This window comes from Segatella copri (genome assembly GCF_026015295.1).
Classification (GTDB): domain Bacteria; phylum Bacteroidota; class Bacteroidia; order Bacteroidales; family Bacteroidaceae; genus Prevotella; species Prevotella copri_C.
On the sequence record NZ_JAPDUW010000001.1, the window covers coordinates 3,352,826 to 3,366,080 of the forward strand.

The following is a 13,255-nucleotide window of genomic DNA, read 5'->3' on the forward strand; positions in this document are numbered from 1 at the left end:
TATTTTTCCAGGGGATTCTTTTTTTTATGAATTTTCTCCGATATTTTTTGGCGTTATCATGAATATTGTGTAAATTTGCACACATGAAAAAGTCAACAGAACCTATATACCGCATCAGCATGGCAATTGCTATGCTCTTTGTTTCGCTCGCCATCCATGCGCAGCGTTTCGTTAACACCTCCCTTGAAGGTGCTCAGTCCGTTTGTGCCATTACCCAGGACAGTGATGGAATGATATGGCTCGGAACCGACAATGGTCTTTACAGCTATGATGGTTATCATGGCTACCGCCATTTTCAGGAACATACATTCAGCAATACGCGTGTCAATGCGCTCGGTTTCGAGGGCAGAATGCTCTATCTGGCTACTGGCAACGGCATCCTGAAATTCGATACGCAATCTTATCAATATGCCGAAACACCAGCCATGAAGGCTTTTGCCGATGAGGCGAAGCGCAAGCAGCTGAAGGAACTCCGTGTGCTCGATATCAAGGGCGGTAAGACTGACTTCGGTGGTGATGTCTATGCCTTGCTCTCTACTCCGCGAGGCTTGCTCGTAGGTTCGCTTGCTGGTCTGCATCTCGGCGGCAGACTGATTCCGCTCCGTGCTGGAGAACAGCCGCTGGTTAATGCGCTCGCCTATGATGCCAAGCGCCGATGCTACTGGATTGGTACCGAGGGCGCTCTCTATTGTGCCGACCTGCAGCTCAGGAACTTCTCACAGATTCCAGCTCTCAACGGCAATTCCATCAAATGTCTTTCTACAGATGCTGCCGGCAATCTCTATATCGGAACAGATAACGGACTCTATCAGATGGCACTCTCCAATGCCATCACCCATTATATCCACGATTCCCGCGATGATGCTTCTATTCCTAACAACATCGTCTGGGCTTGCTTTGTAGATAAATGGCAGAATGTATGGGTGGGTACCGATAATGGTCTCTCCCGTCTCACTACCCATACCTATTACCGCTATGTATCGCTCGATAAGATTACGATGTCGGGTGAGGGCAACTGTCTCCATGCCATGCTCCAGACCCGTAACGGCGAATGGTGGATGGGCGGTACCAACGGTCTGATTCATTTCACCCGGAATGCTGATGGTTATCAGAATGTGGCATGGTACAAGCAGAACAGCTCTGCCTTCCCGCTGAGTCATAACCGTGTACGCAAGATTTATGAAGACCATGACGGCGATGTATGGATCTGTACCGACCATGGCATCAACTTCTATGACCGCAGTTCCCGTCAGATGCGCAATTTCATCGTCTACGATAAGAGTGGCAAGTATTCTACTGCCTGGGCTTACGATATTCTCCAGGACAAGAAGGGCAGGATATGGATGGGTTCTTATCAGGGTGGTGTCTTCGTGATGGATAAGGCGGCTCTTCTGAGCGGCAAGACCATAGCCGACTGGCATTACTCGGACAAGGGAAAGAATGCGCTCTCAGGTCTGCATGTAGGTCAGATGGTGATGGATGGAAAGGGTAGGATTTGGGTTTCTACCTATACCCGTCTCGACTGCATCAATCCGAACGATATGAAGGTGGTGCAGGTAGCTAACTCAGATGTTGTCAACTATCTGATGGCAGACAGCAAGGGCAATATCTGGATGGGTGATAACAGTTCGGTAACCTGTTATTATGCAGCCGGTTCTGTGCTGGGTAACAGTTTTTCTTCCAAGACATGGCAGATTGGTGGCAAGGTAAGTACCATGTGCGATGTGGAAGGCAAGATATGGGTGGTATCGGGCAATGAATGCTGCGTAATCAATCCACAGGGCGAGAGCCAGCGCTTCATGATTCCTTCTGTTGTGCCGTTCAACATCTGTTACAGCAGACAGACTCATGAGGTAATGATGGGCGGCAATGACGGCTATGTGGCAATCAGTTCCGATGTAGCACAGAAGCCTAAGCAGTTTACCCGCCTGATGCTGGCTGGAATCATCGTAAACGGACAGGCTTGTGAGGAGCGTGGAGAAATCCTGAAACTGAAGAGTGATGAGAACAACTTCACCCTGCAGCTCACCGACCTTCCTTTTGCTGATCATCCTTCAGCCGTTTATGCTTACAAACTCGAAGGCAGCGACCACGACTGGCATTATCTGAACTCCGGCAATATCGATATCACCTATAATGGTTTGTCGTATGGCGATTATCATCTTACGGTTCATGCCGTGGATGGTGAAGGCAAGATAGCTGCCGAGGTTTATTCGCTCGATATCTCCGTCCTGCCGCCTTGGTATCTCTCCTGGTGGTGCAAGCTCTTCTATATCACGGCACTCATCGTGTTTGTGGCATGGCTGGTAAGCTGGTATTTCCTGCGCAAGGAACTGGCTGATGCCCAGAAGCAGAAGGCTGAGGTGTTGGAGCAGGTACAGATGCGTATGGACTTCTTCAACCGTCTGACGGAAGATTTGAAGGCTGCCGTGGCTCATCATTCATTTGATGAGGTGACTGCTCTGATGGTCCGCTACCTGAACGTGAAGATACCTGATGTGTCATCTTCTGTTGCCACTGGGTTATCCGCTTCGCCTGTATCTGAGCCTGAGTCATCATCCTCAGAACCAGTTCCTGCACGCTCTGAATCTTCTGAAGAGGAAAAGAAGGAAGTAGATGTCAGCGAGTTGGATGTGTCAGACAAGCGTCTGCTCGAAGAGATCAATGAGGCGATAGAGAAGCACATGATTGATTCCGACTTCAATGTTTCGATGTTGCAGGATGTGATAGGTATAGGTGGCAAGCAGCTGTATCGCAAGACGAAGGCGATAACGGGCCGTACGCCTGTAGAGTATATCCGTGAGATGCGTATGAGCCGTGCTGCCGAGCTCCTGAGCCAGGGCAAGTTCAGTGTTTCCGAGGTGATGTATACCGTTGGTTTTTCCAACAGCAGCTATTTCTCCAAATGCTTCTCCAAGGAGTATGGCATGACTCCTACGGAATACATGAAGGTGAAGAGGTAAATAAATGATGTGCTTCCGTTTGCCTGCTGACTGAGCTACTTGCGTCAGCTGACTGAACTACTTGCGTCAACTGATAAAATACGTTCCGATGCAGTAAAAAATGCGTCCCGATGTAGCATTTGCTACGTCCCGACGCAGCAAAAGATACGTCCCGACGTAGTACAAGCTACGTCGGGACGTAATTTCAGCTTTATGAAAACGGCTGCATAGAAACAAAAAAGGTGTGTATTGAACTTGTTTTTGCAAATAGTAATCGGATGTGACAAAAAATCGACAATTAACTAAATTTATGAACATATATGCTAAAAAACATAGATATTTCATATCAAACATTTAAATTTTAAGCGATTATCTTGGGCAAATAAGAAAATATTCGTAATTTTGCACCGATTTAAGTTAAATAGGTATTTCCATGCGTGCATATTAGTGAAAGAATGTATAAATGGAGGGGCGAAGTGTTGCCCTGAGTGCTTTCGGCTTTTACCAAACGAGAAAAAAACGAGAAAAAAATGATAATTATTAATTAATAAACTTGAAACAAACAAGGATGAGAAGATTAACTCTTTTACTTGTCTCACTTGTATTGTTGTCTATCCAATCGGTCTTGGCGCAGAGTTTCAGCGTCAAGGGTACAGTCGTGTCTGCTGAAGACAACGAACCGATGATTGGTGTGACCATTATGCAAGAGGGAACATCAAATGGCGTAGTGACCGATATTGACGGTAACTATACCATCGAAATTAAGGGTGCTTCGAAGGCTACGCTTGCCTACTCTTATGTGGGTTGCGTTACGCAGAAGCACGTTGTGAAAGCGCAGACAAATACGCTCAACATCACCCTTGCTTCGGATTCCAAGATGATGGATGAAGTGGTCGTGGTGGCGTATGGCGTGAGAAAGAAGGGAACCATTGCGGGTTCTGTGTCTGCCGTAAAGTCTGAAAAGATAGAAAATGTGCCGGCGGCAAGCTTCGACCAAGCTTTGCAGGGACAGAGTACTGGTTTGCAGGTCATCTCTTCTTCGGGTGAACCTAGCAAGGCGGCTACCTTCCAAATCCGTGGTACCAACTCTATCAACTCCGGCAAGTCGCCACTCTTTATCCTCGACGGCGTGCCAATCTCAAGTTCTGATTTCAACACCTTGAGTCCTAACGACATCGAAAGTATCTCTGTATTGAAAGATGCCTCTTCTACCTCTATCTATGGTGCACGTGCTGCCAATGGTGTGGTTGTCATCACTTCCAAGCGAGGCTTGTCAATGGACCAGGCGAAGATTACGCTCCGTGCACAGTATGGTTTCTCTGAGTTGGCACAGACCAACTGGAAGATGATGAATACCAATGAGCGTATCCTGTTTGAGAAAGAAGTAGGTCTGGATACAGGTAAGGATTACAATCTCCTTTCAAGAGTAAACGTAAACTGGCTGGACGAGGTGTTCAACGACCGCGCTCCGCTGCAGAGCTACGAACTCTCTATCAACCGTGCTACCGATCGCTTGAACTACTATGTTTCTGGTGGTTTCTACGATCAGGACGGTATCGCACAGAATTCAACCTTCCGCCGTTACAACATCCGCACCAATGCTGATGTAAAGGCTGGCAAGTGGTTGAAGGTTGGTACCAACACCATGGCTGCCTATGAGGAGGCTCAGCAGGCTGACGACGGAAGCTATACTACCGTTACTCCTATCTCAGCATGCCGATTCATGCTGCCTTACTGGAATCCTTATGCCAAGGATGGAAGTCTGGCTTCACTTGCTGCAGGCAACTGGGCTGGAACCAGCGAGAACCCTATCGTTTACATGGGCTTGAATCCTATCAAGAACAAGAAATATAAGGTACTCTCTACCATGTATGCTGAAATCTATCCGATAGAGAATCTGACTATCCGTACTCAGTTCGGTGCCGATTTCACCCATTCTACAGCGTTCCTCCAGTCGTTCCCAAGTCTCTCTTCAAATAACGGACAGGGTACTGCGGCACGCCAGAGCAGCGATGCCATCAACCTGACAGAGACCACTACGGCTAACTACCGTTTCACTCTGAACGATATCCATTCGTTCAACGTGATGCTGGGTCAGGAGGCTGTCAATTTCCACTCAGAGGGTTTCCAGGTATATTCCAAGGGTCAGACCAGCGACCTCCTGACCAATGTATCATCAGGTACACGTGCCAGCCGCTGGGCAGATTCATCTTCTGACTACTCTTACCTGTCATTCTTCATGCGTGGCGAGTATAACTATAAGGAGCTCTACTATGCCGACTTCTCTCTGCGTACCGATGCTTCTTCACGTTTCGGTAAGGATCATCGCTGGGGTACATTCTGGTCGCTCGGTTTCATGTACAACGTGAAGTCTACCGACTGGCTGAAGGATATGAAGTGGCTCAGCACAGCCCAGATTGCCGTAAGTACCGGTACATCGGGTAACTCTGAGATTCCTAACTATTATCACCTGGCTTTGGTTTCTGGTGGTGCCAACTACGATAATACTGCCGGTTTCTCTCCATCACAGAGTGGTAACGAGGAATTGGGTTGGGAGTCAACCTGGGCTAACAACTTCGCCCTCCGTCTTGGTTTCCTCGACAGAATCAACTTCAGCTTCGAGGCTTACTACAAGCGTACCTCCAATATGCTGATGCGCGTTCCTGAGTCTTACACCGTTACCGGCGAGGGCTATCGCTGGAAGAACGTAGGTGTGATGGCTAACAAGGGTATCGAGCTGAGCGCTGACGGTGATGTAATCCGCACACGCGACTTCACCTGGAATGTAAGTGCCAACGTATCTTACAACCAGAACCGATTGAAGGAACTCTATAACGGTGTAACCGAGTATGTAAACTCAACTACCGGTTTGAAGTATGTGGTAGGTCACTCAGTAAGCGAGTTCTTCCTGAACCGTTATGCCGGTGTGAATCCAGCGAATGGTGAACAGCTCTGGTATGATAAGGATGGCAACGTAACCAACGAGTTCCGCGAGAGCGACAAGGTGATGACAGGCAAGACCTATGATGCACCTTGGATGGGCGGTTTCGGTACAAGCTTCCGTTGGAAGGGCTTGCAGCTTTCTGCCCAGTTCAGCTGGATTGGTACACGCTATGTGATCAACAACGACCGTTACTTCGAGGAGAGCGGTGTAACCTTCGGTACTGCTTACAACCAGTCAAACCGTCTGTTGTACGACCGTTGGAAGCAGCCGGGCGATATTACCGACATCCCACGTTGGGGCGAGGTAACCCAGCTCGACGACCGCTTCTTGGAGAATGCATCGTTCCTCCGTCTGAAGAATCTCAGTCTGTCCTATTCATTGCCACAGAGTTTGTTGCGCAAGACCAACTTCTTCTCTATGGTCAGAATCTACGGTCAGGCACAGAACCTCTTCACCGTAACCGGTTTCAACGGTCTGGATCCTGAGGTTTCATCCAATATTTACCAGGCACAGTATCCGGCATCACGCCAGTTTACTCTGGGTGTTGAATTGCAATTCTAACCAAGAAAGGAGAAAAAAATGAATATCAAAAATATAAAGACATACATCCTGTCGGGAATCCTAGCCCTCTCGATGTCTTCCTGTCTTGATAAGTATCCTGAGGATTCTATCCGCATGGACCAGGCTATCAACACGGTAGGCGACATAGACAAGCTGGTGTACGGTATCTACGACAGTTTCAAGAGCAGCGCCCTCTATTCGGGCAATCTGACAATCCTGCCAGATCTGCAGGCAGACTTCGTGTACTGCGTGAAGGGCTACTCTAATGCCTATGGCGATATCTACCGTTGGAAAGATATCAAGGCTACCAACACCGATATCGAGGCGGTATATGCCGATCTTTATGGTGTTATCAACAATGCCAACTTCCTGCTCGATAATGTAGATAAGGTGAAGGCAAACACCAACAGTGATAAGGAACTCGACAAGTTGGAGCAGTGTGAGGGCGAGGCTTATTTTGCCCGTGCCCTGGCTTATTCAGAACTGATCAAGTGTTTCTGCAAGGCTTATGACAGCGATGAGCAGGCTGCGAAGGAACTCGGCGTTGTACTCACAGAGCACTATTACGGCAATGAGCCACAGAAAAGAGCCACTCTGAAGGAATCATACGATTTCGTATTGAGAGACCTTGACAAGGCTGCCGAATATCTGAAGATAGACGAGGACTTCTCTGGAAGTCTCTACAACGAGATTTACTTCAACGAGTATACCTGTCATGCCTTGCGTGCGCGCGTATCCTTATATATGCACAAGTATGATGATGCCATCAAGTATGCATCTAAGGTAATCGGCAGTAAGTATTATACATTGGAGAAGGCTTCTTCCAACACCTATTCAAACCAGGTGAACGATTATAAGTATATCTGGACCTATGGTGATTCGCGTGAGGCTATCTGGAAGGTAGGCTTCACCGTGAACAGCTATGGCGGTGCACTGGGTACTATCTTCGATAACTACAACTATGTAACTTATCGTCCAGACTATGTGCCTGAGACATGGGTCATCAACTCATTCGACAGCAATGACCTCCGTGCTGCAGCCATCTTCACAACCCGTGTAACAGGTTATGAGCACGGTTTGCAGTGGCCTTTGCTGAGCAAGTATTTCGGCGATGCAGAATTCCTGAACAACAATATCCTGCATGTTCACCAGCCAATGGTATTCCGTCTGTCAGAGCAGTATCTGATACGTGCTGAGGCTTACGCCATGAAGGAGGAATATGGTAAGGCAGGTAAGGACATCTCTACCTTGCGTACAGCCCGCTACTCATCTTATGGTGGTAACACCTCGATGAGCGAGAGCAACGCCATGAAGATAATTGAGGCAGAGCGCGTGAAGGAACTCTATATGGAAGGCTTCCGTCTGAACGACCTCAAGCGCTGGCACAAGGGATTTGAGCGTAAGGCTGCCGACCAGCCTGCTGCCAACTTCGTGCAGAGCAGTCTGAAGGTTGAAAAGGATGACCCTCTCTTTGTCTGGCCAATTCCTCAGCATGAGCTTGAGGCACCAGGTTCTGAGATTCAGCCTAATGAAAGTAACAAATAAAATAAGGAGACGATCATGAAGAAAATAATGATGGGATGTTTGGCAGCCGTAGCTGCACTCATCGCTCTTGTGAGTTGTTCACAGGATTATACCACTTATGCTGGTCCAAGTCATATCATGTTCTCTGATACGCTCTATCAGTATGCTGTACAGGAAAGCAATGAGGTTTTCAATGTGCCTGTATCAGCAACCGAAAAAGCTGACTACGACCGCACCTTCGGCGTGGAGGTAGTAGACAAGCAGAGCAATGCCATCGAGGGTAAGCATTACCGCATCCTCAACAACACCGTTACAATCAAGGCGGGCGAGATGGTAGGAAATGTGAAGGTTCAGGGTATCTATGATAACATCGGCAAGACCGACTCGCTCGGCTTCACCTTGAAACTGGTGATTCCGGAGAAGTATAACTGGACAAATCTCTATAAGGACTATGCCCACGTGGTAATGCAGAAGTCTTGTCCTTTCGATATCCACAACTTCTCAGGCTGGTGCATGGTAACATCTACCTTCTACAGCAAGTATCTGAACAACGTAACCAACCGTCTGATCAAGACCGAGGTGGTGGAAGGCGAGGAGAATACCGTTCTGCTGAAGGATGTTTACTATAAGGGCTACAACCTGAAGTTGAAGTTCAATACCAAGAACATGCTTGAGCCAAAGGTAGAGATGGACGACCAGATAGCTGGTGAAACCGGCGAGGCGTTCGGTACCATCTATGGAGACGGCAAGTTGCGCATCAGCCAGCCTTCTCTCTATACCTCTTATTATAACACCTGCCAGAACTATGTATTGCAGTATGTCAACATGAGTGTTGACAACAAGGATGGTTCAACCTACGGCAACGTAGGAACCTTCATCACCATGTATGAATGGATCAGCGATGCAGAAGCAGAGAAATTGAAAGAACAAGGATATTAAGCCTTCGGTTTTCAAATGCAGATATATTCAATTAAAAATAACAAAAGAACAATATGAATAAGTTAATTTCAAAATATTGGCTCGCACTTGTGGCACTCGTGTCTGTGTGCATGTTCTCGGCTTGTTCGAGCGACGACGATGCCGTTACTCCTGTGTTTCCACAGGTGCAGACCATTGCTGGAGCTGCCGGTGATGTGAAAGAATTTACATTTGATGCGAATGAGAGCTGGAGTCTCTCTTCTAACAAAATCTGGTGTAAGATTGCCCAGAATGATGCAGAGAATGGTTTTGTAATCAATGGTACTGCAGGTAAGCAGACAGTTAAGGTTACTCTTACAGATGATGATGCCAGCAAGAATTTGAGTGTTGCTCAGTTGAACTTGAAGATGGGTGGTCAGGAAGTGACCATCGCAGAGATTCATCGTTCTGCTGACGGCTATAAACTGAAGGTGTTTGTGCGCACAAGTCCTGATGCCGATCCTATCAACATTACCGAGACTGGTATTGAGGCAGGCTACAACAAGTACAGCAAGTTCTATGTTGAGTCAAACTTTCGTTTCGCCGTAACCAACACCCCAGAGTGGGTAGAGCTTGAGGGCGGCTTCATGGTAGGTGTTCCTAACAAGGAGGTTGCTGGTGGCGTAATGTTCAAGGAAGGTGTAAAGAACGCCAAGTATGCCATTGACAAGAGCGAGGGCGAGTCTATCACATTTGCTTCGCAGGATGGCAAGGCAGAGGTTACAATCCCTGTATATTATAATGGTATGGCTTCTGATGATATCAATATCAAACATCCTACAAAAACGCCATGGGCTGTATGGACCGTGTCGTTGGACGGCAAGTTGTTCACACAGAACAGCTCAAATCTTACAGGCGAGTCGTCAAACGACTTTACCTATCACAACTATCTTCCTTTCCCAATCAAGGTGCTTAACGACGACATCCAGCTTGTGGTGTTCGAGAAAGCTGGCGAGAAAGATAATGAGGTCTTGAAGGAAGATCAGACAGGTGCTGTTCAGCTTAAGGGCGAGAAGGGCAACATGAAGCTTACTGTTGCTCCATTGACAAGTGGTAGCCGCAAGTTTGTTGTTTATGCTTTGCCTAAGGCTAAATACGAGAGCCTGGAGAATGGTCTTGACGGAATGTTGGAAAACAACTTCAAAGAAGTGAAGACCGACTACGACCGCTACTTCCTCCTTGAGCTTGAGCAGAAGGATAACAAGTCAGAGGCAGGCGATGAGTCGGCTGCACCTACCATCAAGATTATGAACTACCAGGATGTAGCGTGTACAAAGGATGTAAACGGTATGTATAAAGAAGTAGCATCAAGTTTCCTCAATTATAATGGTGATGAAATCTATGTTGCTTCGGCAGGAGTAGGTTCTTCGCTTACTGTAAACCCTAACATCAAGGATTGGGATCCTACTACCATGATGGAGACGGGTTATCTCTATATGATAGGTAGCGATGGTAAGGAAATCGTTCCAGAGCCAGGCATGGATGAGAATGAAAACTGGGTATTCTCTTTCCGACTCCCAGAGACAGCTCCGGTGTTCATGGCTTTCCAGGATCATGGCAAGGTGGTGAAGGTTCTTGTAGTAGAGCCTACCTATAATAAAAGTAAGAAACATACTTCTATCAGAAAAATTAGAAAGTAATGAACAGGATGAAAATATTTTCAAAGGCACTCTTGTTGCTCTTGGTCTCTCTCCTGACCTTTGCAGCAACAAGTTGCTCGGATGATGAAACCGGAGGCTGGGACGGCACATACGGATATGTGCAGTTCAAGCTCAGCAAGAAGGTTTCTTCTAGAGCTACCCGTGCTACTGCCCTTGACAAACTTGAAAAACTGGATGATGCCAAGAAAATTAAGGTGGTCATGGAGCACAATGGTACAACTGTGTCTCAGACACTGGTGCTCAATTCTTATAATTCAGAGAATGCTGAGTATGGTCTGAGAAGTGAAAAACTGCAACTCGCTTCGGGTACTTACACCGTCATCGGTTTCTATCTCTATGATGCTGTAGACGAGGAGTTGCTGGCTTCTTCTGCCGGCGAAACATTTACTGTAGTAGGTGGCGGTCTGGAAGTACAGAACCTCATGGTGGAGACTGTGGAGCGTGGTAAGGTGAAGTTCAATCTCGTGAAGGAGTGGGAGAAGACCCGTGCCGGTGGTACTGAGTATCTCTTCTCTAACATCCGTCTCGTTGACGTCAGCGTAACCAACCTCTTTACCCGTGAGACCTATACCTTCCCTGAACTGAAGGTGAAATATAAGGAGTCTAGCGAAGAGCATCAGAATCCAGACAATGAGAACGATAAGTATATGGACACAGGGACAGCTTACTGCGATTCTACCGTATGGCTGCCTGCCGGTACTTATCAGGTTACCTCATATACCACCTACGGCAAGACAGGTGCGGTGAAGACCAAGTATGAGACTCAGCCTGTAAAGGGCGAGGCTTTCATTATAGAGGACAATCAGCTCAATGATAAAGCGCAGGTGCCTATCCTCCTTTCTAAGACAAAGGAGTATATCAAGGACTATGAGGCTTTGAAGGCAATCTGGGAATCTCTCCAGGGTAAGGAGTGGAGCTTCTATGGCGATGCTACCTTCAAGGGAGCAAACTGGAACTTCAACAAGGAACTCGATATGTGGGGCGAACAGCCGGGCGTAACGCTCAACAGCAACGGCCGTGTCATCGGTCTCATCATCGCCGGTTTCGGTGCAAAGGGAATCGTACCTGATGCCATCGGACAGCTGACAGAACTCCAGGTGCTCAACCTCGGTTCTCACGATGAGAAGATTGGTGCCAACATTTTCAATGATTACGATGCAAACAGTCTGACTGCTGCAAAGAAGAGCAGCATGCGTCACGACTATGAGAATAAGTTCCTGAAGTATGACCCACGTGCCAACATGTCGGAGATGATTGTAAAAAGCTACAACTCTGATCCTAAGGTGGCACCGAAGAACAGAATCAAGAAGGACAGCCGCATCAACCTGAAGGATGCGCAGATCGGTACATTGACCAACCGCATTAGCGGTATTTCAAAGGCTATCTACCGTCTGACTAAGTTGCAGCAGTTCTATATCGGTAACTCTTCTATCACATCCGATGAGGTTTGTGCGAAGTTCTACAATGCTGACGATCCTGTTTATGGTAAGTTTGCACAGGAGTTTAAGGATGAGGATTGGGACAAGATGGAAAACCTGACCGATATCGAGCTTTACAACTGTCCGAAGATCAGTCGCATTCCAGACTTCTACTATAATCTCCCTAAATTGCAGGCGATGAACCTGGCACGATGCAAGGGTATCTCAGCCAACCAGTTGAGAAACGACTGGACTCGTCTGGCTAACGAGAAGACCGGCAAGACGCTTCAGATTCTCTATATGAGTTACAACAACCTGGAGGAGTTCCCTGAGTCATCAGCCTTGAGCAAGATGGTGAACCTCGGTCTGCTCGACTTGGCTTACAACAACATCAAGAAGTTGCATCCGTTCGGTTCTGAGGTAGCTCTTTCTTCTCTCTATCTGAACAACAACCAGATTGAAGAGATTCCTGCTAATCTCTGTGCCTTTACAGATGATGTAGAGAGTCTGACCTTCGCTCATAACAAACTGAAGAAGATTCCGAATATCTTCGATGCAAGTTCGGTTCGCGAGATGGGTTCTGTAGACTTCTCTTACAACGAGATTACAGGTGTAGATAAGAGTCATGGAACCTACAAGGGTATCAATGCAGCTTCAGTCAGTCTGTCAAACAATAAGATAGAGAAGTTCCCTTCTGAGTTGTTTACAGCCGGTTCGCCAATCACAACCATCGATTTGAGCGCCAACCAGATGCGTACCATTCCTAAGGGTTCCATCAAGGGCAAGAAGGCTTATCTTCTGCAGGTCATCGACCTCCGATTCAACAAGCTGACATCCCTCTCTGATGACTTCCGCTCAACCACATTGCCATACATTACCAATATGGACTTGAGCTACAACTGCTTCACCGAGGTGCCAACCCAGCCATTGAACAGTGCCGTGCTCCGTGCCTTTGCCATCAACCACCAGCGTGATGAGAATAACGACCAGCGTTGCCTGCGTACATGGCCTACAGGAATCACAACCTGTCCGAGTCTGATCCAGTTCCAGATTGGTTCCAACGATATCCGTAAGGTAGAAGAGACACTGACCTCTCACCTTTATATCCTGAATATCGCAGACAACCCTAACATCTCTATCGATGTAACCAGCGTCTGCCCATACATCAAGGCAGGTATGTATAAGCTGTTCTACGACAAGAATCAGGACATCCGCGGTTGCGATGCTTTGGATCTCGAAAATTAAACC

The 13,255-nt window shown here is 47.4% G+C and carries 6 protein-coding genes; all 6 read left to right on the top strand.

Translation table 11 applies throughout. From position 1 onward, the window contains the following. Positions 1-83 precede the first annotated feature (83 nt). The 6 genes from ONT18_RS14040 (at position 84) to ONT18_RS14065 (ending at position 13,252) form a co-directional block, all read left to right on the top strand. Positions 84-2,963 (top strand): two-component regulator propeller domain-containing protein, encoded by a 2,880-nt coding sequence (locus tag ONT18_RS14040; RefSeq protein ID WP_264906277.1) that lies wholly within the window; start codon positions 84-86, stop codon positions 2,961-2,963. Between the two features lie 547 nt (positions 2,964-3,510). Beyond that, a complete protein-coding gene (locus tag ONT18_RS14045) occupies positions 3,511-6,447 on the top strand; it encodes a SusC/RagA family TonB-linked outer membrane protein (protein ID WP_264906279.1) in 2,937 nt (978 codons plus the stop codon). Positions 6,448-6,465: 18 nt separating this feature from the next. Then, on the top strand, positions 6,466-7,992 hold the full coding sequence (locus ONT18_RS14050; protein WP_264906281.1) for a RagB/SusD family nutrient uptake outer membrane protein: 1,527 nt from the start codon (positions 6,466-6,468) through the stop codon (positions 7,990-7,992). 15 nt (positions 7,993-8,007) lie between these two features. Continuing rightward, the gene (locus tag ONT18_RS14055; RefSeq protein WP_264906283.1) at positions 8,008-8,910 is read left to right on the top strand and encodes a DUF4984 domain-containing protein; all 903 of its coding nucleotides are present in this window, start codon (positions 8,008-8,010) and stop codon (positions 8,908-8,910) included. Positions 8,911-8,963: 53 nt separating this feature from the next. Beyond that, a complete protein-coding gene (locus ONT18_RS14060) occupies positions 8,964-10,568 on the top strand; it encodes a DUF5003 domain-containing protein (RefSeq protein WP_264906284.1) in 1,605 nt (534 codons plus the stop codon). Next, complete coding sequence (locus ONT18_RS14065) at positions 10,568-13,252, top strand: DUF4458 domain-containing protein (RefSeq protein ID WP_264906285.1); 2,685 nt, start codon at positions 10,568-10,570, stop codon at positions 13,250-13,252. Before ONT18_RS14060 ends, ONT18_RS14065 begins: the two co-directional genes overlap by 1 nt. Positions 13,253-13,255: the final 3 nt, after the last annotated feature.

What these genes read in the sequence shown, in the direction of transcription:
- ONT18_RS14040 (WP_264906277.1), top strand. Translation starts at nt 84, where the DNA reads ATGAAAAAGTCAACAGAACCTATATACCGCATCAGCATGGCAATTGCT.
- ONT18_RS14045 (WP_264906279.1), top strand. Translation starts at nt 3,511, where the DNA reads ATGAGAAGATTAACTCTTTTACTTGTCTCACTTGTATTGTTGTCTATC.
- ONT18_RS14050 (WP_264906281.1), top strand. Translation starts at nt 6,466, where the DNA reads ATGAATATCAAAAATATAAAGACATACATCCTGTCGGGAATCCTAGCC.
- ONT18_RS14055 (WP_264906283.1), top strand. Translation starts at nt 8,008, where the DNA reads ATGAAGAAAATAATGATGGGATGTTTGGCAGCCGTAGCTGCACTCATC.
- ONT18_RS14060 (WP_264906284.1), top strand. Translation starts at nt 8,964, where the DNA reads ATGAATAAGTTAATTTCAAAATATTGGCTCGCACTTGTGGCACTCGTG.
- ONT18_RS14065 (WP_264906285.1), top strand. Translation starts at nt 10,568, where the DNA reads ATGAACAGGATGAAAATATTTTCAAAGGCACTCTTGTTGCTCTTGGTC.